Source organism: Klebsiella sp. GG_Kp146 (genome assembly GCF_040061975.1).
GTDB classification, from domain to species: Bacteria; Pseudomonadota; Gammaproteobacteria; order Enterobacterales; family Enterobacteriaceae; genus Klebsiella; species Klebsiella quasipneumoniae.
Genome location: NZ_JBEAHA010000011.1, coordinates 38,831 through 61,587 on the forward strand (window position 1 = coordinate 38,831; position 22,757 = coordinate 61,587).

21 protein-coding genes are annotated in these 22,757 nt (G+C 58.5%); 10 read left to right on the top strand and 11 right to left on the bottom strand.

Annotated features, from left to right (window positions below; genetic code table 11):
* Nucleotides 1-23 precede the first annotated feature (23 nt).
* Both ABLU95_RS12285 and ABLU95_RS12290 read right to left on the bottom strand, forming a co-directional pair.
* Nucleotides 24-509, bottom strand: a complete 486-nt coding sequence (locus ABLU95_RS12285) for a 4Fe-4S dicluster domain-containing protein (protein WP_218810514.1) — start codon at nucleotides 507-509, stop codon at nucleotides 24-26.
* 110 nt (nucleotides 510-619) lie between these two features.
* Nucleotides 620-1,435, bottom strand: a complete 816-nt coding sequence (locus tag ABLU95_RS12290) for a helix-turn-helix domain-containing protein (protein WP_348879668.1) — start codon at nucleotides 1,433-1,435, stop codon at nucleotides 620-622.
* Between the two features lie 251 nt (nucleotides 1,436-1,686).
* On the opposite strand from ABLU95_RS12290, the gene ABLU95_RS12295 reads away from it, so the two are divergent.
* Together ABLU95_RS12295 and ABLU95_RS12300 are read left to right on the top strand one after the other, a co-directional pair.
* Nucleotides 1,687-3,087 (top strand): MFS transporter, encoded by a 1,401-nt coding sequence (locus ABLU95_RS12295; RefSeq protein WP_032454349.1) that lies wholly within the window; start codon nucleotides 1,687-1,689, stop codon nucleotides 3,085-3,087.
* Between the two features lie 9 nt (nucleotides 3,088-3,096).
* Nucleotides 3,097-5,046, top strand: coding sequence for a glycoside hydrolase family 127 protein (locus ABLU95_RS12300; RefSeq protein WP_241515927.1), 1,950 nt, complete (start codon nucleotides 3,097-3,099; stop codon nucleotides 5,044-5,046).
* Nucleotides 5,047-5,119: 73 nt separating this feature from the next.
* On the opposite strand, the gene selB is transcribed toward ABLU95_RS12300, so the two are convergent.
* The 5 genes from selB to ABLU95_RS12325 form a co-directional block, all read right to left on the bottom strand.
* Nucleotides 5,120-6,961 carry a selenocysteine-specific translation elongation factor gene (selB, locus tag ABLU95_RS12305; protein ID WP_218810513.1) on the bottom strand — a complete coding sequence of 614 codons (1,842 nt, stop codon included), beginning with the start codon at nucleotides 6,959-6,961 and terminating at the stop codon, nucleotides 5,120-5,122.
* Nucleotides 6,958-8,346, bottom strand: coding sequence for an L-seryl-tRNA(Sec) selenium transferase (gene selA / locus ABLU95_RS12310; RefSeq protein WP_348879671.1), 1,389 nt, complete (start codon nucleotides 8,344-8,346; stop codon nucleotides 6,958-6,960). Before selA ends, selB begins: the two co-directional genes overlap by 4 nt.
* A gap of 105 nt (nucleotides 8,347-8,451) precedes the next feature.
* The gene (locus ABLU95_RS12315; RefSeq protein ID WP_004152043.1) at nucleotides 8,452-9,060 is read right to left on the bottom strand and encodes a glutathione S-transferase; all 609 of its coding nucleotides are present in this window, start codon (nucleotides 9,058-9,060) and stop codon (nucleotides 8,452-8,454) included.
* Nucleotides 9,061-9,152: 92 nt separating this feature from the next.
* A complete protein-coding gene (locus ABLU95_RS12320) occupies nucleotides 9,153-10,289 on the bottom strand; it encodes an HlyD family secretion protein (protein ID WP_023291343.1) in 1,137 nt (378 codons plus the stop codon).
* A 3-nt stretch (nucleotides 10,290-10,292) separates the two neighbouring features.
* Complete coding sequence (locus ABLU95_RS12325) at nucleotides 10,293-10,661, bottom strand: DUF3302 domain-containing protein (protein WP_023291344.1); 369 nt, start codon at nucleotides 10,659-10,661, stop codon at nucleotides 10,293-10,295.
* A 537-nt stretch (nucleotides 10,662-11,198) separates the two neighbouring features.
* Here ABLU95_RS12325 and mtlA point away from each other — a divergent pair.
* From mtlA to mtlR, 3 genes are all read left to right on the top strand, one after another.
* Complete coding sequence (mtlA, locus tag ABLU95_RS12330; RefSeq protein WP_044525038.1) at nucleotides 11,199-13,106, top strand: PTS mannitol transporter subunit IICBA; 1,908 nt, start codon at nucleotides 11,199-11,201, stop codon at nucleotides 13,104-13,106.
* 100 nt (nucleotides 13,107-13,206) lie between these two features.
* Nucleotides 13,207-14,355: a mannitol-1-phosphate 5-dehydrogenase gene (gene mtlD, locus ABLU95_RS12335; protein WP_085551491.1), complete on the top strand. Its 1,149-nt coding sequence runs from the start codon at nucleotides 13,207-13,209 to the stop codon at nucleotides 14,353-14,355.
* On the top strand, nucleotides 14,355-14,951 hold the full coding sequence (mtlR, locus tag ABLU95_RS12340; protein ID WP_002922401.1) for a mannitol operon repressor MtlR: 597 nt from the start codon (nucleotides 14,355-14,357) through the stop codon (nucleotides 14,949-14,951). The genes mtlD and mtlR overlap by 1 nt, the downstream gene beginning before the upstream one ends.
* Here the strand turns inward: mtlR and ABLU95_RS12345 are convergent.
* Nucleotides 14,940-15,164, bottom strand: coding sequence for a hypothetical protein (locus ABLU95_RS12345; RefSeq protein WP_002922402.1), 225 nt, complete (start codon nucleotides 15,162-15,164; stop codon nucleotides 14,940-14,942). The genes mtlR and ABLU95_RS12345 overlap by 12 nt on opposite strands.
* 272 nt (nucleotides 15,165-15,436) lie before the next feature.
* Between ABLU95_RS12345 and ABLU95_RS12350 the strand changes: the two genes are divergently transcribed.
* From ABLU95_RS12350 to trmL, 5 genes are all read left to right on the top strand, one after another.
* On the top strand, nucleotides 15,437-15,799 hold the full coding sequence (locus tag ABLU95_RS12350) for a YibL family ribosome-associated protein (protein ID WP_002922410.1): 363 nt from the start codon (nucleotides 15,437-15,439) through the stop codon (nucleotides 15,797-15,799).
* 280 nt (nucleotides 15,800-16,079) lie between these two features.
* Complete coding sequence (gene lldP, locus ABLU95_RS12355; protein ID WP_044525040.1) at nucleotides 16,080-17,735, top strand: L-lactate permease; 1,656 nt, start codon at nucleotides 16,080-16,082, stop codon at nucleotides 17,733-17,735.
* The gene (gene lldR, locus ABLU95_RS12360) at nucleotides 17,732-18,505 is read left to right on the top strand and encodes a transcriptional regulator LldR (protein WP_004205041.1); all 774 of its coding nucleotides are present in this window, start codon (nucleotides 17,732-17,734) and stop codon (nucleotides 18,503-18,505) included. Before lldP ends, lldR begins: the two co-directional genes overlap by 4 nt.
* Entirely contained in the window at nucleotides 18,505-19,689 is a 1,185-nt protein-coding gene (gene lldD, locus ABLU95_RS12365; RefSeq protein WP_004205042.1) for an FMN-dependent L-lactate dehydrogenase LldD, read from the top strand. The genes lldR and lldD overlap by 1 nt, the downstream gene beginning before the upstream one ends.
* 99 nt (nucleotides 19,690-19,788) lie before the next feature.
* Nucleotides 19,789-20,262, top strand: a complete 474-nt coding sequence (gene trmL / locus ABLU95_RS12370) for a tRNA (uridine(34)/cytosine(34)/5-carboxymethylaminomethyluridine(34)-2'-O)-methyltransferase TrmL (RefSeq protein ID WP_023291348.1) — start codon at nucleotides 19,789-19,791, stop codon at nucleotides 20,260-20,262.
* Nucleotides 20,263-20,363: 101 nt separating this feature from the next.
* Here trmL and cysE read toward each other — a convergent pair whose 3' ends face one another.
* The 3 genes from cysE to secB all read right to left on the bottom strand — a co-directional run bounded on the left by cysE (nucleotide 20,364) and on the right by secB (nucleotide 22,745).
* Nucleotides 20,364-21,185 (bottom strand): serine O-acetyltransferase, encoded by an 822-nt coding sequence (gene cysE, locus ABLU95_RS12375; RefSeq protein WP_002922426.1) that lies wholly within the window; start codon nucleotides 21,183-21,185, stop codon nucleotides 20,364-20,366.
* A gap of 73 nt (nucleotides 21,186-21,258) precedes the next feature.
* Nucleotides 21,259-22,278, bottom strand: a complete 1,020-nt coding sequence (gene gpsA / locus ABLU95_RS12380; protein WP_004205045.1) for an NAD(P)H-dependent glycerol-3-phosphate dehydrogenase — start codon at nucleotides 22,276-22,278, stop codon at nucleotides 21,259-21,261.
* Nucleotides 22,278-22,745 (bottom strand): protein-export chaperone SecB, encoded by a 468-nt coding sequence (gene secB / locus ABLU95_RS12385; protein WP_002922428.1) that lies wholly within the window; start codon nucleotides 22,743-22,745, stop codon nucleotides 22,278-22,280. The genes gpsA and secB overlap by 1 nt, the downstream gene beginning before the upstream one ends.
* Between the last annotated feature and the right edge of the window lie 12 nt (nucleotides 22,746-22,757).

The following is a 22,757-nucleotide window of genomic DNA, read 5'->3' on the forward strand; positions in this document are numbered from 1 at the left end:
GAAACGCCCGTTAGCGGACCCGCTCACGCCAGCGCCAGCCGCTGGCGTTTTTGCGCGCACAGCGCCTCCAGCTCCGCGGGAGCCATCACCCGCAGCGCCTGCGTCGGGCAGGCGGCTACGCAGGCCGGCCCCTCGGCGCGGTGGTGGCATAAATCGCATTTCAGCGCCTGCGCCTGCTGGTTCACCACCGTGACGGTCATTGCGCCGTACGGGCAGGCCACCATGCAGCTTTTACAGCCGATGCAGCGGCGCTGATCGACCCACCAGACGTCCTCCTCCCGATGAATCGCCCCCTGCGGGCAGACGCTGGCGCAAGGCGCATCCTCGCACTGCCGACAGGCCGTCGCCGTTGATATCTCACCGCTTTTCACCACCCGGATACGCGGCGTGAAATGGCCTGTCGACAGCATGGAGAGATCCTGCGCCTGCTGGTGCGCCACCGCGCAGGCCACTTCACAGGTACGACAGCCAATACACTGCTGGGCATTGGCAATAAGAAACCGGTTCATCCTCTGCTCCCTGGGGATAAAACCGCAGGGTGCCAGAATAATCCCTGCCCGCGCTTTGATCCTGAATGGAATCAGCGCTGTTTTTAGTCACTAGCACAAGTGATTTTTCATTACGCTGAATTAATGTGCTCCTTACAGTAGCGGCGCTTCCAGGCTGCAGGCGTGAGGCTGGTGTGCTTGCGAAAGATCTTGCGAAAATAACCGACGTCATTAAAGCCGCACTGGCTCGCGACTTCGGTCAACGACAGTGAATCACTGATCAATAGCTTTTCCGCCGCTCTGACCCGCTGACGATGCAGCGCTTCGGTCAACGTCACGCGAAAAACGTGACGATAGACGCGTCCTAAATAGTCCGCATTACAGTGCAGCTCTTTCGCCAGCGTCGATGCTGAAACAGGCAAGTGGTAACGGGTATGGATGATCTGCTGCGCTTTCCAGGCCAGCGCAGCGCCGGGACTGTCGTCCGGTTTTTCGCTTGCCGCCGCGGCAATCTGCTGCAGTATCAGCAATAACAGGAGCTCCAGCGCCAGGCTGCGGTGAATATTCTCCTGTTCACGAAGAAACTGGCGAAACAGCGAAATAATGTATTGTGGATCGCTGACGCGGGTATGTTGCGGAACGTTAAGCAGCGCGGGCGGCAGAGACCGGACACTCTCCGTCAGTACTTCAAAATGCAGCCAATAAAATTTCAGGTCGGCGGGAAATTCCCCCACCCCAACATGAGAACGTTCTGGCCACAGCAGTAAACTCTCCCCTGCATTAACGTTAAATATTTCACCCTCCTCGCAAATCGTTAACGTCCCCTTTTCGACAAAAATAATTTCCCAGGACTGCAGTTTACGCGCCGGATGACTGCCGATGCCACGGGAAATAAATAAGCCGCCATTTTGTACGCGAATCGGGAGAGGCATGGATAATTCAAGCATATATATTTAATTTTCCGCTAACGAAACGATAAAAAATCTCTTTCCAACTGATTATTAATCATAAATTAACGCCTTTCCGGATCGGAATCACACTTTTATGACGAAGTCGGAATCGTCCTCTTTTTATACTTTTCCCTTCCCTTGTTGCCTCGTTTATTCGGTGCAAAATAATTAATGTATTTGCAAAAGACAAAAAATGTCCGCCGGTCAGACAGCGGAATAATTCTGAACATCATCTTCGGGAGTTATTTATGACTACGGCTCCGATTACGACAAGCGACCTCACGAAGCACGTGCAGGACGCCAAATTATCTCTCCGTGAAAAAATAGGCTATGGTCTGGGCGACGCCGGTGGAACGGTCATCACCTGCCTGATCATGAACTTTCTCACTTTTTTCTATACTGACGTCTTTGGGCTCACCCCGGCGCTGGTCGGTACTCTGTTCCTTGCGCTGCGTGTGTTTGATGCTATTTCCGATCCGATCATGGGCGTCCTCGCCGATCGGACCCAAAGCCGATGGGGACGTTTTCGCCCCTGGCAGCTATGGATTGCGGTTCCTATTGCAGCGATCGGGGTGCTGACCTTTACCGTGCCGGATGCCGGCATGGGGGTAAAAATCGCCTGGGCCTTCGGCACTTACCTGCTGCTTTCAGTCAGCTATACCGCGATTAACGTCCCCTACTGCGCGCTCATTAATACGATGACCACTCGCCATAGCGAGGTGATATCCTGCCAGGCATGGCGCTTTGTACTGTGCGGCGTGGCAGGATTCCTGGTCTCCGTGGGCCTGCCGTGGTTGGTTAAAGCGCTCGGTCAGGGGAATACCGCCCAGGGTTATCAGTATGGTGTCGGCGTACTCTGCGCCATCGCGGCGGTGATGTTTTTGTGCTGCTTTTTCTGGGTACGTGAGCGTGTTTCCCTGGAGATGCTCGGCAAATTCACCCTGCGCGAACATATCGCCGGTCTGCGTAAAAACGATCAGTTGTTACTCATGCTGGCGATGTCATTCCTGTTGATCAACGTGTTTAACATTCGCGGTGGCGGCTACATGTACTTTATTACCTATGTACTGGGCGGCTCTACTGGCTATACATCGCTGTTTTTCACCATGGTCACCTTTTCCTCGATTCTGGGCGCCGCGATCGTCAATTGGCTGTCGCGCCACGTTGATACCGTCAAGCTCTATTACTACACCAATCTGGTATTGGCCTTACTGGCGGTGGGGATGTGGTTCCTGCCAACCGGTCCGTCCTGGCAAACGCTATGGCTGGCGGTCATTCTCGGCAATGGCATCATCCTGGGCTTTACCCTACCGCTGCATTTTTCGTTGATGGCCTTCTCTGATGATTATGGTGAATGGAAGACGGGTGTCCGTTCGTCAGGGATGAACTTTGCTTTCAACCTGTTCTTTATCAAGCTGGCATGGGCCTCCAGTGCGGGCATTATCAGCCTGGTATTTATCTACGTTGCTTATCAACCCGGCGCCAGCAACCAGACTCCATCCTCACTATCGGGGATCACGGCGATGGAAACCCTGCTGCCCGCGCTGTTCCATCTGTTGCTGGCCTTCGCTATCCGCGCCTGTAAGCTCAACAATCCCATGATGTCGCGCATTGCAACCGATCTGCGCGCACGTCACATTCAGTCTTAAGGAGAAATCATGGAAGTCGATCTGCACAAACTGAAAGTTAACGATCCGTTTCTGGGTCAGTATCAGCAACTAGTGCGTGATGTCGTCATTCCCTATCAGTGGGAGGCCCTCAATGACCGGATCGCCGAGGCTGAACCCAGCCATGCGATAGAAAACTTCCGTATCGCCGCAGGTCAGCAGGCAGGGGAATTCTACGGAATGGTGTTCCAGGACAGCGATGTGGCGAAATGGCTGGAGGCAGTCGCCTGGTCATTGTGTCAGAAGCCAGATGCGGAACTGGAAAAAACCGCCGACGAGGTGATTGAGCTGATTGCCGCCGCGCAATGTGAAGATGGTTATCTGAACACCTATTTTACGGTGAAAGCGCCCGGGGAACGCTGGACCAATCTCGCCGAATGCCATGAATTGTACTGTGCCGGTCACTTGATTGAGGCTGGGGTGGCATTCTTCCAGGCAACCAGTAAACGCCGCCTGCTGGAGGTGGTATGTCGCCTCGCCGATCATATCGACAGCATCTTTGGTCCGGACGGCAATCAGCTGCACGGCTACCCGGGACACCCTGAAATAGAGCTGGCGTTAATGCGTTTGTACGATGTGACTCAGGAACCACGCTATATGGCGCTGGCTAATTACTTCGTTGAACAGCGTGGAACACAGCCGCATTTCTATGACATCGAATATGAAAAACGCGGCAAAACTTCCTTCTGGAATACCTATGGGCCGGCGTGGATGGTGATGGATAAACCCTACAGCCAGGCGCATTTGCCGCTTGCCGAACAGACCACCGCTGTGGGTCACGCGGTTCGCTTTGTTTATTTAATGACTGGCGTAGCGCACCTTGCACGCCTGAGCAAGAACGAAGGCAAACGCCAGGACTGCCTGCGGTTATGGAAAAACATGGTCCAGCGTCAGTTGTATATTACGGGCGGCATTGGCTCACAGAGCAGCGGGGAAGCCTTCAGCAGCGATTACGATCTGCCGAATGATACCGTTTATGCGGAAAGCTGCGCCTCTATCGGGCTGATGATGTTCGCGCGCCGCATGCTGGAACTGGAAGCCGACAGCCAATATGCTGATGTGATGGAGCGCGCACTTTACAATACCGTTCTGGGCGGTATGGCGCTGGACGGTAAACATTTCTTCTACGTCAACCCACTGGAAGTGCAGCCCAAGGCTTTAAAATTCAATCATATTTATGACCATGTTAAGCCTGTTCGTCAGCGCTGGTTCGGCTGTGCCTGTTGCCCACCGAATATCGCTCGTCTCCTGACCTCGCTGGGACATTATATCTATACGCCACGCGAAGAGGCGTTGTATATCAATCTCTACGTCGGTAATCAGGCTGAGATCCCGGTAGGAGAAAAGACGTTACGTCTGCGTATCAGCGGTGACTATCCCTGGCAGGAACAGGTCAAAATTGTCATCGAGTCTCCGTCAGCATTGAACCATACGCTGGCGCTGCGTCTCCCGGACTGGTGCGAGGGGGCACAGCTCACCCTGAACGGCGCGCCGGTCACGCAGGATATACGCCAGGGCTATCTGCATATCCAACATCTCTGGCAGGAAGGCGACGCCCTGATGCTAACGTTGCCGATGCCGGTTCGCCGGGTATATGGTAATCCGCTGGTTCGCCACCAGGCAGGCCAGGTGGCGCTGCAACGCGGTCCACTGGTTTATTGTCTTGAACAAGCTGATAACGGTGAGGCGCTGCATAACCTACTGCTGCCACGCGATGCCAGGTTCACGGTGTTTGAAGGAAAGGGGCTGTTTGCTCACAAAATGTTGATTCAGGCCCCAGGCTACAGAAAACATGCAGAAAACGCCGATGCGCAGAAGCTGTGGAGCTACGATCACCCTCTGGCCACCCCCCATTCACAGACGTTGACCTTTATTCCCTGGTTTAGCTGGGCAAACCGCGGAGAAGGCGAAATGCGTATCTGGGTTCGGGAAGCCGAATAAGGCCAGGCACAACGCGACCCCTCTTCCCCGGCAACACACCGTTCGCTGTCCGCCGGGGAGCAGGCGTTAATGATTAAAGAAACAATGCTTTATCGCGCAGGATATGATCGTTGCCGCGACGACGGGTGTAGCCAATCCGATCGAAATACTCGAGGATCTGGATCGCCAGCTTCCGCCCTACGTTTAAGGTATCGCGAAAATCCGCCGCGCAGGTTGAGCCGCGCAGCTGATCCAGCTCGCGCACCCGCTGGGCGAACTGCACAATGCGATCGTTGCGGTAGTAACGATCTTTGACGATCGCGGTAATCATCCCCTGCTGCGCCGCCTGGCGCAGCACCGCGCGCATCAGGGACTCTTCAACATGGACTTCGCGCGCGAGATCGCGCACCCACCAGGGATCATCGCCGAACAGGGTCTCCACCTTCCGCCAGACCGCCTGCTGCTCGTCGGTAAACCCGGCTTTATGCTCGGGCAGATGCAGCCAGCCGTGATGGCTGTGGACTAATCCGCTCTCGCGCATCTGCTCAATCAGCAGCAGCACCAGCGCTTCCTCTTCCATCGGCAGCGCGATGCGGCGCAGGCGCTCCCGGCCAGGGCCCGGCTCGTCGCGATGCTGCTCATGGTAGCGCGCCAGGGCATCCAGCAATTTTCGCTGCCAGCGGGCGGCAAGCGGCGCACTAAGCAGGCGCTGTCCGGCCTGCAGATAGTCCGGTCGCTGGATCAAGGCCGCCATTCCGGCTTCACTCAGCTGCCGCGCCCAGGCGAAGCGCTCAAGCCGGACGGCGTCCCGCTGCAGATGCAGCTCCAGGGCCTGCGCATCGTCAGCGCCGACCGCCGCCAGGGCGTGCAGCCACTGCAGATACTCCGGTTTACGCTTGCCGCGGCGCGGGGGATCCAGCGTCACCACCCGTGCGCCGGCCAGCGTCAAGCGAGCGGAGATATCGCGGAGCACCAGCCGATCGTTATCCGCCAGCCACAGCGGAGTATCCAGCACCAGCTCCGCCAGGCCGCCCTCCAGGAGCGACACCCGGCCGGTGATGTGGCTGGCAGCGTGGTGAATATGCAGCGGCTGCCACTGGCTGAGCGGCGTATGGCACTGCAGTTCGACAATCACCCGCTCTGCAGGCTCCGGCGGCGGTGAGGAGAGCAGCCAGTCGCCGCGGTGCAATGCCTCTTTCTGCGCATCGCCGACAATATTCAGCGCAATGCGTTGCCCGGCGTGCGCCTGCTCAACCGCTTGATTCTGGGCATGCAGGCCGCGGACGCGCATCGGCGCGTTGACGCCGGTGAGCCACAAAGTATCCCCGACCCGAACTTCGCCGGAGAGCGCCGTCCCGGTGACCACCAGCCCCGCCCCTTTGACGGTAAAGGCGCGATCCAGCGCCAGGCGAAAACGCCGCTGCTGTGGATGGGGGCGCTCCGCAAGCTGTAGCAGATGGCTGCGCAGTTCGGCAATACCGATGTTTTCCACCGCCGCGGTGGGGAAGAAAGCGGCGGCGTCAAAGCCCAGTTCGCGCAGGGTCTGCTCGACCTCCGCCTGAACCTCCGCCACCCTGGCGGCCGCCACGCGGTCCGTCTTGGTGAGGGCCACCGTCAGCGTCGGCTTTCCGGTCAGCTGCAGGATCGCCAGGTGTTCGCGGGTTTGCGCCATCACGCCGTCATCGCAGGCCACCACCAGCAGCGCATGGTCGATCCCTCCCACCCCCGCCAGCATGTTGGACAAAAACTTTTCGTGCCCGGGCACGTCAATAAACCCCAGCACCCGCCCGTCCGGTTGCGGCCAGTAGGCATAGCCGAGATCGATCGTCATTCCCCGCGCTTTCTCTTCCGGCAGACGATCGGCATTTACGCCGGTTATCGCCTGCAGCAGCGTCGTTTTGCCGTGGTCAACATGTCCAGCGGTGGCAATAATCATCGTAACAACATCTCCATAAACCGGGTTTCATCTTCCAGACAGCGCAGGTCCAGCCAGAGCCGACCGTCATAAATGCGGCCAATCACCGGGCACGGCAGCGCGCGCCAGCGGGCCGCCAGCGCCTCCAGCCGGCTGCCGCGGCCGTCATGCGGGGTAAAGGTCAACGCCGCGCCAGGCAGACGGTCGACAGGTAACGAGCCGCTGCCAATCTGCGACTGGCAGGCTGCCACGTTGACGGCAAAATCAGCATAGTGTGCCGCCAGGGCAGGCTGCAGACGTTCGGCCTGCCGGCGGATTTCGTCCGCCGGGCGGGTGAGCAGGCGCAGCGTCGGTAAGGTGTCCCGCAGCGCTTCCGGATGCTGATAGAGGCGCAGCGTGGCTTCCAGCGCCGCGAGGGTCATTTTATCCGCGCGCAGGGCCCGCTTCAGCGGATGGCTTTGCAGGCGGGCAATCAGCGCGCGTTTGCCGACGATAATTCCAGCCTGCGGGCCGCCAAGCAGTTTGTCGCCGGAGAAACTGACCAGGCTCACCCCGGCGGCGATCATCTCCTGCGGCATCGGCTCCTTCGGCAGGCCATACTGACTGAGATCCACCAGCGACCCGCTGCCCAGGTCGGCCACCACCGGGACGTCCAGCTCGCGGCCGATGACCGCCAGCTCCGCTTCGTCGACGGCTTTGGTAAAGCCTTCAATGCTGTAGTTGCTGGTGTGGACCTTCATCAGCAGGGCGGTATTGTCATTCACCGCCTGGCGATAGTCTTTGGCATGGGTGCGGTTGGTGGTGCCCACTTCGTGCAGCTGACAACCTGCCTGACGCATTACGTCGGGGATGCGGAACGCCCCGCCGATCTCCACCAGCTCGCCGCGGGAGACAACCACCTCCCTGCCGCTGGCGGTGGCCGCCAGCATCAGCAGAACGGCTGCCGCGTTGTTGTTCACGATACAGGCATCTTCCGCGCCGGTGATCTGGCACAGCAGATCGGCAATGGCGCGATCGCGATGGCCGCGCCCGGCGTCGTCGAGATCATATTCGAGCGTCACCGGCGAGCGCATCGCGCCGGCGACCGCCTCCACCGCCGCCTCAGCCTGGATGGCACGCCCGAGATTGGTGTGCAGCACCGTACCGGTGAGATTAAACACCGGACGCAGGGCGCTCTGCCTTCTGGCGGTCAGCCGCTGCGCGCAGGCGCTCAGCCAGTCCTGGCTCCAGTCAGGCAGTGTCTGACACTGGCGGATCTGTTCCCGCGCCTCGTCCAGCATCTGGCGCAGCTGCGTCACCACCTGCGAATGGCCGTGCTGCGCCAGCAGGGAGGAAAAAGCGGGGTCGCGGAGTAAGCGGTCAATGGCCGGAAGCCGGGTATAAAGCGCACGAATTTCGGTAGTCATCAATGGGCCTGGCGGTAAGTTATTTTCCCCCCTCCCGACGGGAGAGGGAGTCAACAATCAGCGGCGATTGTAACGCCTCCTTGCGCAAACTGTTACCTGCCTGGGTCAAGTCCGCGGCGGTTCGGTGCGCGCAAAGCTGGCGCGCTGGAACAGCGCATCCACCAGCTTCACCAGCTGCGGCCGGGTGGCGCACCAGCCCGGCGCCACCCGGCGAAAGTTCAGGTAGGCGATGGCGCAGGCCGTGGAGATGGTCGCCAGATTGACCTCGTCGCCGCGCAGCGTCCCGTCCGCCGCGCAGGCTTCCAGCCTGTCGAGGCCGCGCGCCACTTTCTCCCGCTGGCGGAGCAGCTCTTGCTCTGACTGTTGGGCCGCGGGGCGAGCCTTTTCGCGCACCAGCGCCTGGGCGGCCTCCATCACCCCATCCGCCAGCGCCTCTAGCTGGCGCATCCTGAGAGCGGCTCTGGGATCGGCGGGGATCATCGGCGGCGCCACGCCCAGCAGCTCGAGATACTGGGCGATAACCGGGGAGTCAAACCAGCATTCGCCGTCATCCGTCACCAGCGCCGGCACTTTGCCCAGCGGGTTATAGCGCGCCACGCCGTTGCTTTCGCTGTAGGGGGATTCGTTGACAAACTCAAAAGGGATGCGCTTTTCCAGCAGGATCACTGATATTTTGCGCACAAAGGGACTGGTGTAGCTGCCGATCAGTTTCATAGCCTGCTCCTTATCGCCAACAAAGATATGAGTATGGCTCAGGGCGAGGTAAAAGGCAGGTGAGCCTCCCGCTCAACCTGCCGCCGATCGCATTAATGGTCGAGATAGAGGTAGTGCATCCAGCTGGTCATGCGCAGCAGCACTTTACGCATCACCGAAACGTGGGCGAAATGGTCGGAGTAGACCGCCACCTGAGCGTAGATGCCATCGGGTAGCGCATCAATTTCGGCATTCGGATCGAGCTCGATGGTCGCCAGCACGCCATCGCTGCCCGGCGTCACGGTCAGCGACTGCAACGCCCCCTGCGCCTGATAGGTCCCCCCGGGCACCACCGGTAAAATGCTCACCAGTTTACCGTGGAACACCTGTCCGGGCAGGGCATTAAACACCGCTTCCGCGTCGTCGCCCTTCTCCAGCCTTAACAGCGAATTTTGCCTGAACTGGGCGACGATCAGCCGTTTTTGCTCGGGGATAAACACCATCACCGGCCGCAGCGGCAGCGAGGCGGCGTAGGTCCCCGGACGGATCAACACCTGAGTGATATACCCATCGCTGGGCGCCCGCACGGTGGTCTGATCGAGATTATATTTCGCCTCCGCCAGCTGGGCGCGCAGGCTGGCCACTTGCGACTGTTCGCCGTTGATCATGCTATCCAGCTGGCTCTGGATCTGCGCCTGCTCCGCCACCGACGCCTTGACCAGCGCGTCCTGGGCCAGATAATTCTGCCTGGCGTTATCGATGTCGCTTTCCGAGAACGGATTCACCCGCGCCTGGCTCCCTTTCAGGTAGCGCTGATAGTCCTTGTATAAGCGATCGCGTTCCGCCGACACGCGGGTGGTGTTGGCCTGGGCTTCAGAGAGCTGCGCCTTGAGGGTGTTAATACTGTGCAGCGCTGTCACCAGGTCGGCCTGCAGGCGATCGACCCGCGCCTGGTAGCGCGCCGGGTCAATGGTAAATAACACCTCGCCCTTTTCGACGCGCTGATTCGCTTTGTCGGTGACGCTGCTGACAACCCCGGTCACCTGCGGCGTAATAGGAATAGATATTACCGCCTTTTGCGCCAGAAAGGTGTAAGGGTGGTTATAGTTCATTAATAAAATAAGCGCGCTAACAATAAATACGCCCCCCAGCGCCGCGGTGGGAACCGTCCATTTATTAACCGGTATTTTGAAGATTTTAAATATCGACCAGGCGATGGCCACGTAGGTCAAAATGATCAACAGATCCATAGTTTATTTCTCCGCCGCAGCGGTGGACTGTGGCCGCTGGATGGCCGCCACCTGATGTTCAAGGTCGCTCAGTCGTTGGCGAAGCTGTTGTATATCCGTCTCTTTTTCAGGTTCGTCGGGGTCCGTATTCGCCTTATGCTGCATGCCCCAACCGCGCTCAGGCCGGTACAGCGTGGCCCATATCCATAAAAACGGCCAGATGACGTGGAGAGTAAAAAGACTGACCCATCCGGCGACATGAATAGCATCGGAATGGGGGTGGTTGCGTTTTTTGGCAATTAAATAAGGAATATCGTGAATAATGATAATCCCATAAAAAATGACCAGAAAAACGAAGATCAGAACGCCCAGCGCAAAATAATTGAGAAACATAATTCCCTCGGCTTTACGCTAATAATTTATATGAATTTTAATCACGGCCCACTGATATCCGGACCGCTGATTTGAGCATAATTCACCCCTTTCATTTTTGCCATCCGGCGGAAAAAGTTATTTAACAAACATGGTTGCTTAGTTACAGCGCCGCCTCGCCCTGGCCGCAAAACCGGGCCGAGATCACAGCGGCAAAAATCCACCGTGAAATTCTTTGTGATCAAAATCACAAACAAACAACAAAAACACGAAACAAAATTGTGACAAATATCACACAAAAACGCAGATTAGCGACTAAAACGGCGGTCTGTTGTTTTTTTACACAGCCATTATGTGATCGCAATCACTACAAAACCCTCTACGCCCCCTATATTCATGTGATCTAACTCACACTTAAGGGCGCTGGCTGGACAGCTAAACGATTCAGTGCCAGATTTCGCACTATCAATCAGGGCCCGGCTACCTCTGCCGCCACATTAACAACAAACCTCGGGCTTTTAGCCTGCGCGATACGCAAAACAGAAGAAGGGGTGTTTTATGTCATCCGATATCAAGATCAAAGTGCAAAGCTTTGGTCGTTTTCTCAGCAATATGGTGATGCCGAATATCGGCGCGTTTATCGCGTGGGGTATCATCACCGCGCTTTTCATTCCGACAGGGTGGTTGCCAAACGAAACGCTGGCGAAGCTGGTCGGTCCGATGATCACCTACCTGCTGCCGCTGCTGATCGGTTACACCGGCGGTAAATTAGTCGGCGGCGAACGTGGCGGCGTGGTCGGGGCGATCACCACCATGGGCGTTATCGTCGGCGCGGATATGCCGATGTTCCTCGGCTCCATGATCGCCGGCCCGCTGGGCGGCTACTGCATCAAGAAATTCGATAACTGGGTAGACGGTAAGATCAAATCCGGTTTTGAAATGCTGGTGAATAACTTCTCCGCCGGCATCATCGGGATGATCCTCGCCATTCTCGCCTTCCTCGGTATCGGCCCGGCGGTAGAAGTTCTGTCGAAAATTCTGGCGGCTGGCGTTAACTTCATGGTGGCGCACGACATGCTGCCGCTGGCGTCTATCTTCGTGGAACCGGCAAAAATCCTGTTCCTCAATAACGCCATCAACCACGGTATCTTCTCGCCGCTGGGTATTCAGCAGTCCCACGAGCTGGGTAAATCCATCTTCTTCCTGATTGAAGCTAACCCGGGTCCGGGGATGGGCGTTCTGCTGGCGTACATGTTCTTTGGCCGCGGCAGCGCTAAACAGTCTGCAGGCGGGGCGGCTATCATCCACTTCCTGGGGGGTATCCATGAAATCTACTTCCCGTACGTGCTGATGAACCCACGTCTGATCCTGGCCGTTATCCTCGGCGGGATGACCGGTGTCTTCACCCTGACCATCCTCAACGGCGGTCTGGTCTCTCCGGCTTCCCCGGGCTCTATCCTGGCGGTGCTGGCGATGACGCCGAAAGGGGCCTACTTCGCGAACATCGCAGCCATTATCGCCGCGATGGCGGTCTCCTTCGTCGTCTCTGCGGTTCTGCTCAAGACCAGCAAAGTTAAAGAAGAAGACGATATCGAAGCCGCGACCCGTCGTATGCATGACATGAAAGCGGAATCCAAAGGCGCCAACCCGCTGGCGGCTGGCAATGTCACCAACGACCTGAGCCATGTGCGTAAAATCATCGTCGCCTGCGACGCCGGGATGGGCTCCAGCGCCATGGGCGCCGGGGTACTGCGCAAGAAAGTGCAGGATGCCGGCCTGAGCAACATCTCGGTCACCAACAGCGCCATCAATAATCTGCCGCCGGATGTTGACCTGGTGATCACCCACCGCGACCTGACCGAGCGCGCCATGCGCCAGGTACCGCAGGCGCAGCATATTTCGCTGACCAACTTCCTCGACAGCGGTCTGTACACCAGCCTGACCGAGCGTCTGGTGGCGGCCCAGCGCCACATCGACAACGAAGTTAAAGTCACCGATAGCCTGAAAGACAGCTTTGATGATACTGACAAAAACCTGTTCAAGCTGGGTGCGGATAACATCTTCCTCGGTCGCAAAGCGGCCACCAAAGAAGAAGCCATTCGCTTCGCCGGTGAGCAGCTGGTGAAAGGCGGCTACGTCGAGCCGGAATATGTGCAGGCGATGCTGGACCGCGAAAAACTGACCTCGACCTATCTCGGCGAGTCCATCGCGGTGCCGCACGGCACCATCGAAGCGAAAGACCGCGTGCTGAAAACCGGCGTCGTCTTCTGCCAGTACCCGGAAGGGGTGCGCTTTGGGGAAGATGAAGACGATGTTGCCCGCCTGGTGATCGGCATCGCCGCCCGCAACAACGAGCACATTCAGGTGATTACCAGCCTGACCAACGCGCTGGATGACGAAACGGTGATTGAGCGCCTGGCGAACACCACCAGCGTCGACGACGTACTGGCGCTGCTGAATAAATAATCAGCGTTATCCAACCCTCTCCTTTGGGAGAGGGTTGGGGTGAGGGAAAAAGCCTCACCCCAGCCCTCTCAGGTAAAAACATTAATTGAAGGTTAATACTATGAAAGCATTACATTTTGGCGCAGGTAATATCGGACGTGGCTTTATCGGTAAACTGCTGGCTGACGCGGGCATCGACCTGACGTTTGCCGATGTCAATCAGACCGTACTTGATGCCCTGAATGCCCGTCATAGCTACCAGGTTCACGTCGTTGGCGAGAATGAGCAGGTGGATACCGTCTCCGGCGTGAATGCCGTCAGCAGCATTGGCGACGAGGTAGTGGAGTTGATCGCCAGCGTCGACCTGGTGACCACCGCCGTCGGTCCCGTCGTTCTTGAGCGCATCGCCCCGGCCATCGCCAGAGGGCTGGCGAAGCGCAAGGCGCAGGGCACCGAACGCCCGCTGAACATTATCGCCTGCGAAAACATGGTGCGCGGCACCACGCAGTTAAAAGGCCACGTATTTAACGCCCTGGCGGAGGAAGATAAGGCCTGGGTGGAAACCCATATCGGCTTCGTCGACTCCGCCGTTGACCGTATTGTGCCGCCATCGGCGTCCGCTACCCATGACCCGCTGGAAGTCACCGTGGAAACCTTCAGCGAATGGATCGTCGATAAAACCCAGTTCAAGGGCGAACTGCCGACCATCCCGGGAATGGAATTAACTGATAACCTGATGGCATTTGTCGAACGCAAGCTCTTCACCTTGAACACCGGGCATGCTATAACCGCCTACCTCGGAAAACTGGCGGGCCACCAGACGATTCGCGACGCGATACTCGACGAGAAAATTCGGGCCGTCGTGCAGGGCGCGATGGAGGAGAGCGGCGCGGTGCTGATCAAACGCTACGCCTTTGACCCGCAGAAGCACGCGGCTTATATCCAGAAAATTCTTGGCCGTTTCGAGAACCCGTACCTGAAAGACGATGTCGAGCGCGTTGGCCGTCAGCCGCTGCGCAAACTGAGCGCCGGCGACCGTTTAATTAAGCCGCTGCTGGGTACGCTGGAATACGGCCTGCCGCACCGCAATCTGGTGAAAGGGATTGCGGCGGCGATGCATTTCCGTAGCGAAGACGATCCGCAGGCGCAGGAGCTGGCGACACTGATCGCCGACAAAGGGCCGCAGGCCGCGCTGGCGCAGATTTCCGGCCTTGACGCGGCAAGCGATGTCGTCGCGGAGGCCGTTAACGACTACAACGCGGTAAAATGATGCATAACCTGGCGCGGCCGACGTCGCGCCCATTACGACTCCTGTCAGATATGCAGGCAATGATGGAAGAAACACAAGCATTTGAAAACCGTGTGCTTGAGCGTCTGAATGCTGGCAAAACCGTACGAAGCTTCCTGATCGCCACCGTCGAGCTGTTAACGGAAGCGGTCAATATTCTGGTGCTTCAGGTGTTCCGTAAAGACGACTACGCGGTGAAATACGCCGTCGAGCCCTTGCTGGAGGGCAGCGGGCCGCTCGGCGATCTCTCAGTACGCCTGAAGCTGATTTATGGCCTTGGGGTGATAAGCCGTGCCGAATATGAAGACGCCGAGCTGCTGATGGCCCTGCGCGAAGAGCTTAATCACGACGGCAATGAGTACAGCTTTACCGACGACGAAATTATCGGTCCGTTCGGCGAACTGCACTGCGTCGCCGCCCTGCCGCCAACGCCGCAGTTTGATGACAGCGACGCCGAACTGCTGGCAATGCAGAAACTGCGTTACCAGCAGATGGTGCGTTCAACGATGGTGTTGTCCCTGACTGAGCTGATTTCACGAATCAGCTTAAAAAAAGCCTTCCAGAAATCAACGCTCTGATTCCGGCTCCGTCTGGTCGCAGGTCGGCCGGTAAAGCTGACGATAATATTCCAGACGCTGCAGAAACAACGCTTCCTTATCCTGAGGGATATCTCGCGGTACATGCTGCAGCCGCGGAGACTTTTTCAAATACTCCATAAACGCCTGACTGGAAGCCATAAAATCAACCGCTTTGTCGATTAAACGTGGTACGCCGTCGCCGATCTTTGCCATCACGTCCTCCTTTTGGGAATAATCTGATTAAGCATTAGCCAATTCACCGGCGTGGGTTAAGGAAAACGTGCTTATCTGCCGACAGGCTTCACAGAAATGAAATTAGCGCGGGTATCGGAAGGAATAATTATAAAATTCAAATTATTAGCAGATTAAGGTATCGTATTCTGACGGCGATAAACGGCGAATTTTTGATAAATAGCTATCAACAATAGCGGTCACGGCACATACTATAGGCGAATGAAGCCCCTTTATTAACAGATCAAATCACCATGAAAGAAGTCGAAAAGAATGAAATCAAACGTCTGAGCGATCGTCTCGACGCCATCCGCCACCAGCAGGCCGAGCTGTCGCTGGTGGAAGCCGCCGATAAATACGCGGAGCTGGAGAAAGAAAAAGCCACTCTGGAAACGGAGATTGAACGTCTGCGTTCCGTCCAGAGCCAGAAGTTGAGCAAAGAGGCGCAGAAGCTGATGAGCCTGCCGTTCCGCCGCGCGATTACCAAAAAAGAGCAGGCCGATATGGGCAAGCTGAAGAAAAGCGTCCGCGGCCTGGTGGTCGTCCATCCGATGACCGCCCTGGGCCGGGAAATGGGCCTGAAAGAGATGACCGGTTTCGCCCGCAGCGAATTCTGATCCCCAGCCCTCTCCGTTCGGAGAGGGTTATTCTGTCCTCCCCCCTCTTTTTCGTTCCCTCTCCGGCCGATTGGTCCAACCAATAATTTTATCTACCCCCGACAGTTCACAAATCCATCAAAATACATCACAAACCCGTTGCCTAAGAGTAACATCTGGTTAACCATTCGTTGTCATCAACCCTGCTATCCCTAATTGGCCGGGCCAATTTTACCTACGACGGGTCGGCAAAGAGCGCAGACTCAGCCCACCCGTCCTGGCGGCCCGATGGAGACCCTGCATGAATCTCTGGCAACAAAACTACGATCCCGCCGGTAATATCTGGTTATCCAGTCTTATCGCATCGCTACCGATTCTGTTTTTCTTTTTTGCGCTGATAAAGCTCAAACTGAAAGGCTATCTCGCCGCTACCTGGACCGTTGCGATCGCCCTGGCCGTCGCATTGCTGTTCTATAAAATGCCGGTGGACCGCGCCCTGGCCTCGGTGGTGTATGGCTTCTTCTACGGACTGTGGCCCATCGCCTGGATTATTATTGCCGCAGTCTTCGTCTATAAAATCTCGGTGAAGACCGGACAGTTCGACATTATCCGCTCGTCGATCCTGTCGATTACGCCTGACCAGCGCCTGCAGATGCTGATCGTCGGCTTCTCGTTCGGCGCCTTTCTCGAAGGGGCGGCGGGATTTGGCGCGCCGGTGGCGATTACCGCGGCGCTGCTGGTCGGCCTCGGGTTTAACCCGCTGTATGCCGCAGGCCTGTGCCTGATCGTCAACACCGCGCCGGTGGCCTTCGGCGCGATGGGCATCCCGATCCTGGTGGCCGGTCAGGTGACCGGTATCGACAGCTTCGCCATCGGCCAGATGGTGGGCCGTCAGCTGCCGTTCCTGACCATTATCGTGCTGTTCTGGATCATGGCGATTATGGACGGCTGGCGGGGCATCAAAGAGACCTGGCCGGCGGTGATGGTCGCAGGCGGCTCGTTTGCTATCGCCCAGTACCTCAGCTCTAACTTCCTTGGCCCGGAGCTGCCGGACATCATCTCATCGCTGGTCTCCCTGGTCTGCCTGACCCTGTTCCTCAAACGCTGGCAGCCGGTGCGCATCTTCCGCTTTGGCGATATCGGCGCCTCGCAGGTGGATATGACGCTGGCCCGCACGCGCTACACCGCGGGACAAGTGATCCGCGCCTGGTCGCCGTTCCTGTTCCTGACCGCCACCGTGACCCTGTGGAGCGTGCCGCCGTTCAAAGCGCTGTTCGCACCGGGCGGCGCGATGTATGACTTCGTCATCAATATTTCGGTGCCGTTCCTCGACAAAATGGTCGCCCGCATGCCGCCGGTGGTCAGCGCCGCGACGCCTTACGCCGCCATCTATAAGTTTGACTGGCTGTCGGCAACCGGCACCGCCATTCTGTTCGCCGCCCTGCTGTCCATCGTCTGGCTGCGCATGAAGCCGAAAGACGCGCTGACCACCTTCGCCGGAACGCTGAAGGACCTGGCGCTGCCGATCTACTCTATCGGCATGGTGCTGGCGTTCGCCTTTATCTCCAACTACTCCGGGCTGTCGTCGACCCTGGCCCTGGCGCTGGCCCATACCGGCCACGCGTTTACCTTCTTCTCGCCGTTCCTGGGCTGGCTGGGGGTATTCCTGACCGGTTCGGACACCTCGTCTAACGCCCTGTTCGCCGCGCTGCAGGCAACGGCGGCGCAGCAGATTGGCGTCTCCGATATCCTGCTGGTCGCGGCCAATACCACCGGCGGCGTCACCGGCAAGATGATTTCCCCGCAGTCGATCGCCATCGCCTGCGCCGCGGTAGGCCTGGTGGGTAAAGAGTCGGATCTGTTCCGCTTTACCGTCAAACACAGCCTGATCTTCACCTGCATGGTGGGCCTGATCACTACGCTGCAGGCCTACGTTTTAACCTGGATGATACCGTGATAGTGATGCCTAAACGCCTGGCCGACGACGTGGCGCGTCGCGTCCGGGCGCTGATTGAAGAACAACAGCTGGAGGCGGGCATGCGACTGCCCGCCGAGCGCCAGCTCGCCGCTCAGCTCGGCGTCTCGCGCAATTCCCTGCGCGAAGCGCTGGCGATGCTGGTCAATGAAGGGGTGCTGCTGAGCCGTCGCGGCGGCGGCACTTTCGTCCGCTTTCAGCATGAGCCGTGGTCGGAGCAAAACATCGTCCAGCCGCTGAAGACGCTGCTGGCCGATGACCCTGACTACAGCTTCGACATCCTCGAGGCCCGCCACGCCATCGAAGCCAGCACCGCGTGGCACGCGGCGATGCGGGCCACCGACGCCGATAAAGAAAAAATTCGCCTGTGCTTTGAAGCGACCCAGAGCGAAGACCCGGATATCGCCTCGCAGGCGGACGTCCGCTTTCATCTGGCCATCGCCGAAGCCTCGCATAACGTGGTGCTCCTGCAAACCATGCGCGGCTTTTTCGACCTGCTGCACTCCTCCGTCAAGCAGAGCCGTCAGCGGATGTATCTGGTGCCGCCGGTTTTTGCCCGCCTGACCGAACAGCACCAGGCCGTCATGGAGGCGATTGTCGCCGGCGACGCCGAGGCGGCGCGCCAGGCGATGATGGCCCACTTAGGTTTTGTCCACGCCACCATTAAACGTTTTGATGAAGACCAGGCCCGCCAGGCGCGAATTACCCGCCTGCCCGGCGATGCTATTGATAATTCCAGGGAGAATTCGTGATGATTATTTCCGCCGCCAGCGACTATCGCGCCGCCGCCCAGCGTATCCTGCCGCCGTTCCTGTTCCACTATATCGACGGCGGGGCTTACGCCGAACATACCCTGCGCCGCAACGTCGAGGACCTTTCCGACGTGGCGCTGCGCCAGCGTATTCTGCGCAATATGTCGGACCTGAGCCTCGAGACCACCCTCTTCAACGAGAAGCTGGCGATGCCGACGGCGCTGGCGCCGGTGGGGCTGTGCGGAATGTACGCCCGCCGCGGCGAAGTGCAGGCCGCCGGCGCAGCGGATGACAAAGGCATTCCGTTTACCCTCTCCACCGTTTCCGTCTGTCCGATCGAAGAGGTCGCCCCGACCATCAAGCGGCCGATGTGGTTCCAGCTGTATGTTCTGCGCGACCGCGGCTTTATGCGTAATGCGCTGGAGCGCGCGAAGGCGGCGGGTTGTTCAACGCTGGTCTTTACCGTCGATATGCCGACTCCCGGCGCCCGCTACCGCGACGCCCATTCCGGCATGAGCGGCCCGAACGCCGCCCTGCGCCGCTACTGGCAGGCGGTCACCCATCCGCAGTGGGCATGGGACGTTGGCCTCAACGGCCGTCCGCACGATCTGGGGAATATCTCCGCCTATCTCGGCCAGCCGACCGGCCTGGAGGATTACATCGGCTGGCTGGCGAATAACTTCGATCCGTCGATTTCATGGAAAGACCTCGAGTGGATCCGTGATTTCTGGGACGGACCGATGGTGATCAAAGGGATCCTCGACCCGGAGGACGCCCGCGACGCGGTGCGCTTCGGCGCCGACGGCATTGTGGTCTCCAACCACGGCGGCCGCCAGCTTGACGGCGTGCTCTCCTCCGCCCGCGCCCTGCCGGCGATTGCCGACGCGGTGAAAGGTGACATTACCATTCTTGCCGACAGCGGCATCCGCAACGGTCTCGACGTCGTGCGAATGATCGCCCTGGGCGCCGACAGCGTACTGCTGGGCCGCGCTTACCTGTACGCCCTGGCGACCCATGGCAAGCAGGGGGTGGCGAATCTGCTGAATCTGATCGAGAAAGAGATGAAGGTGGCGATGACCCTGACCGGCGCAAAAACCATCGCGGACATTAGCCGTGATTCGCTGGTGCAGAACGCGGAGGCGCTGCAGACCTTCGATGCGCTGAAGCAGCATAACGCGGCATAAGCTGCGCCGTTATGCTCTCCCCCCTCACCCTCAGGGAGAGGGCCGGGTGAGGGTTGACCAAATATCTGCTATTCTGCCCCCCGCAATTAAGGGGGCAGTATGCTGAACATCGTGTTATTCGAACCAGAGATCCCGCCGAACACCGGGAATATTATCCGCCTGTGCGCCAACACGGGCTTCAGTCTGCATATCATTGAGCCCATGGGCTTCACCTGGGACGATAAGCGCCTGAGACGCGCCGGACTGGACTATCACGAGTTCACCGCCGTGCAGCGCCACGCCGATTACGCGGCGTTTATCGCCAGCGCGCAGCCGCAGCGTCTGTTCGCCCTGACCACCAAAGGTACGCCGGCGCACAGCGCGGTGAGCTATCAGGATGGCGATTTCTTGATGTTTGGTCCGGAAACCCGCGGTCTGCCGGCCAGCATCCTTGATGCCCTGCCGCCGGAGCAGAAAATTCGGATTCCGATGATGCCGGACAGCCGCAGCATGAACCTGTCAAACGCGGTGTCGGTGGTGGTGTACGAGGCCTGGCGGCAGCTGGGGTATCCAGGCGCCGTGCTGCGCAGCTAACTGACCCCTTCCCGGATGGCGGCGCACCGCGCCTTATCCGGGCGACATGCTGGCGGGCAGAGATCGTAGGCCCGGTAAGCGCAGCGCCACCGGGCAAGACGTTAAATCCCGTCGCCGTACTCGAAAGTGTGGTGGATGCCGTTGAAATGCTGATCCATATCCATCGCCGGCTTGTCGCTCTCCGGCTTGCCGACGATACGCGCCGGCACGCCTGCGGCGGTGGTGTGCGGCGGAACCGGCTGCAATACCACCGAACCGGCGCCAATCTTCGCCCCACGCCCGACTTCGATATTGCCGAGGATTTTCGCCCCGGCGCCAATCATCACGCCTTCGCGAATTTTCGGGTGACGGTCGCCGCTGGTTTTACCGGTACCGCCGAGGGTGACCGACTGCAGAATAGAGACGTCATCCTCAATCACCGCCGTTTCACCAACCACAATACCGGTGGCGTGGTCGAGCATAATCCCGCGGCCGATTTTCGCCGCCGGGTGGATATCCACCTGGAAAGAGACGGAAACCTGGTTTTGCAGAAAAATCGCCAGCGCACGCCGGCCCTGAGTCCACAGCCAGTGGCCGATACGATAGGCCTGCAGGGCATGGAAACCCTTCAGATAGAGCAACGGCGTCGAGTATTTATCCACCGCCGGGTCACGCGTGCGCACCGCCTGAATATCGCAGGCCGCCGAGGCGATCATTTCCGGGTCGGCGGCGTAGGCTTCTTCCACCACTTCGCGAATGGCGATAGCCGGCATAATCGGGGAAGCCAGCTTGTTGGCCAGCATATAGCTCAGCGCGCTGCCCAGATTTTCATGCTTGAGTAGCGTTGCGTGGTAAAAACTGGCGAGCATTGGCTCACAGTCCGCCAGAGCCCGGGCTTCGGCTTTAATATTATTCCAGACGATATCCAGTTCTTCACACGGCATTGCATACTCCAGGCGATATGGTAATGACCTGCCAGTTCTGCGCTGGCAGGGTCATTCAGGTGACAAAGGAAAGCTAATTGCTGCTGCGCTCGTCCTTGCGGGCGCGACCCAATAAGGTCAATGCTGCCTCGCGCGCAATTTTTCCGCAATACAATACCTGATAAATTTCCTCGGTTATTGGCATTTCGACACCTAAACGCTGTGCCAGAACGCGAACTTCCTTGGTATTGCGGTAGCCTTCAACCACCTGGCCAATCTTTTCCTGGGCGCTTTGCACGTCCATCCCCTGGCCAAGCATCATGCCGAAGCGACGGTTACGGGACTGGTTGTCGGTGCAGGTGAGCACCAGGTCACCGAGGCCGGCCATGCCCATAAAGGTTTCCGGGTCGGCGCCCAGCGCCGCGCCAAGGCGAGACATTTCCACCAGGCCACGGGTAATCAGCGCCGTCCGCGCATTGGCGCCGAAGCCGATGCCGTCCGACATCCCCGCCCCGATGGCGATGACGTTTTTCACCGCGCCGCCGAGCTGGACGCCGATAAAGTCCGGATTGATGTAGACGCGGAAGCTCTTGCCGCAGTGCAGCAGGTGCTGCAGATCCTCGGCAAACTGCGGATCCGTCGCCGCCAGCGAAATCGCCGTCGGCAGGCCGGCGGCCAGCTCTTTGGCGAAGGTTGGCCCGGAGATCACCGCCAGCGGGATATCATCACCCAGCGCTTCACGCGCCACGTCCTGCAGCAGACGACCGGTTTCAGCCTCGAGACCTTTGGTCGCCCATACCAGACGCGCGTCAGGACGCATCAGCGGTTTAATCTGGCGTAACACCTGACCAAACACATGGCTTGGCACCACCACCAGAATATCGCGGCTGGCGGCCAGGGCGGTGGCCAGGTCGCTTTCAAGATGCAGCGTATCCGGGAAAGGCACATCGGGAAGGAACGCGGCGTTGCAGCGATCGTGTTGCAGCGTCGCGATATGTTTCGGGTCATGGCCCCAGAGCACAACGTGGTGGCCATTTCTTGCCAGGGTGATGGCAAGAGCGGTGCCGTAAGAGCCGGCACCGATCACAGTCATTGCAGCATTAAGTGCGTTCATCAGGCATCCTGATGTTGTTCAGCACCTTCGCCAGCCTGCTGCTGCAGATAGTTCATAAACAGCGCATCGAAGTTCACTGGCGCAAGGTTAAGTTGCGGGAAGGTACCGCGGGAAACCAGGCTGGTGATGCACTCGCGCGCGTACGGGAACAGAATGTTCGGGCAGTATGCGCCAAGGCAGTGCGCCATCTGGGTGCCTTCAATGCCGTCGATGGAGAAAATACCGCCCTGCTGTACTTCGCAGAGGAACGCGGTCTCTTCGCCCAGCGCGGCGGTCACGGTTACACGCAGCACCACTTCATAAACGCCTTCAGCCAGTTGGGTGGAGGCGGTATCCAGATCAAGTTTAACTTCCGGCTGCCAGTCTTTCTGGAAAACTTGCGGCGCGTTCGGCGCTTCAAAAGAGATATCTTTGGTATAGATACGCTGGATCTGGAAGGTCATTTCGGTGCTGTTTTGTTCTGACATAGTAAAACCCTT

Excerpts from the sequence above, each read along its gene's own strand:
- lldD (WP_004205042.1), top strand. The coding sequence starts at position 18,505 with ATGATTATTTCCGCCGCCAGCGACTATCGCGCCGCCGCCCAGCGTATC.
- ABLU95_RS12320 (WP_023291343.1), bottom strand. The coding sequence starts at position 10,289 with ATGGATCTGTTGATCATTTTGACCTACGTGGCCATCGCCTGGTCGATA.
- mtlD (WP_085551491.1), top strand. The coding sequence starts at position 13,207 with ATGAAAGCATTACATTTTGGCGCAGGTAATATCGGACGTGGCTTTATC.
- ABLU95_RS12300 (WP_241515927.1), top strand. The coding sequence starts at position 3,097 with ATGGAAGTCGATCTGCACAAACTGAAAGTTAACGATCCGTTTCTGGGT.
- ABLU95_RS12295 (WP_032454349.1), top strand. The coding sequence starts at position 1,687 with ATGACTACGGCTCCGATTACGACAAGCGACCTCACGAAGCACGTGCAG.
- ABLU95_RS12290 (WP_348879668.1), bottom strand. The coding sequence starts at position 1,435 with ATGCTTGAATTATCCATGCCTCTCCCGATTCGCGTACAAAATGGCGGC.
- secB (WP_002922428.1), bottom strand. The coding sequence starts at position 22,745 with ATGTCAGAACAAAACAGCACCGAAATGACCTTCCAGATCCAGCGTATC.
- selB (WP_218810513.1), bottom strand. The coding sequence starts at position 6,961 with ATGATTATTGCCACCGCTGGACATGTTGACCACGGCAAAACGACGCTG.
- lldP (WP_044525040.1), top strand. The coding sequence starts at position 16,080 with ATGAATCTCTGGCAACAAAACTACGATCCCGCCGGTAATATCTGGTTA.
- ABLU95_RS12345 (WP_002922402.1), bottom strand. The coding sequence starts at position 15,164 with ATGGCAAAGATCGGCGACGGCGTACCACGTTTAATCGACAAAGCGGTT.
- gpsA (WP_004205045.1), bottom strand. The coding sequence starts at position 22,278 with ATGAACGCACTTAATGCTGCAATGACTGTGATCGGTGCCGGCTCTTAC.
- mtlR (WP_002922401.1), top strand. The coding sequence starts at position 14,355 with ATGCATAACCTGGCGCGGCCGACGTCGCGCCCATTACGACTCCTGTCA.
- cysE (WP_002922426.1), bottom strand. The coding sequence starts at position 21,185 with ATGCCGTGTGAAGAACTGGATATCGTCTGGAATAATATTAAAGCCGAA.
- mtlA (WP_044525038.1), top strand. The coding sequence starts at position 11,199 with ATGTCATCCGATATCAAGATCAAAGTGCAAAGCTTTGGTCGTTTTCTC.
- selA (WP_348879671.1), bottom strand. The coding sequence starts at position 8,346 with ATGACTACCGAAATTCGTGCGCTTTATACCCGGCTTCCGGCCATTGAC.
- ABLU95_RS12315 (WP_004152043.1), bottom strand. The coding sequence starts at position 9,060 with ATGAAACTGATCGGCAGCTACACCAGTCCCTTTGTGCGCAAAATATCA.
- ABLU95_RS12350 (WP_002922410.1), top strand. The coding sequence starts at position 15,437 with ATGAAAGAAGTCGAAAAGAATGAAATCAAACGTCTGAGCGATCGTCTC.
- trmL (WP_023291348.1), top strand. The coding sequence starts at position 19,789 with ATGCTGAACATCGTGTTATTCGAACCAGAGATCCCGCCGAACACCGGG.
- ABLU95_RS12285 (WP_218810514.1), bottom strand. The coding sequence starts at position 509 with ATGAACCGGTTTCTTATTGCCAATGCCCAGCAGTGTATTGGCTGTCGT.
- ABLU95_RS12325 (WP_023291344.1), bottom strand. The coding sequence starts at position 10,661 with ATGTTTCTCAATTATTTTGCGCTGGGCGTTCTGATCTTCGTTTTTCTG.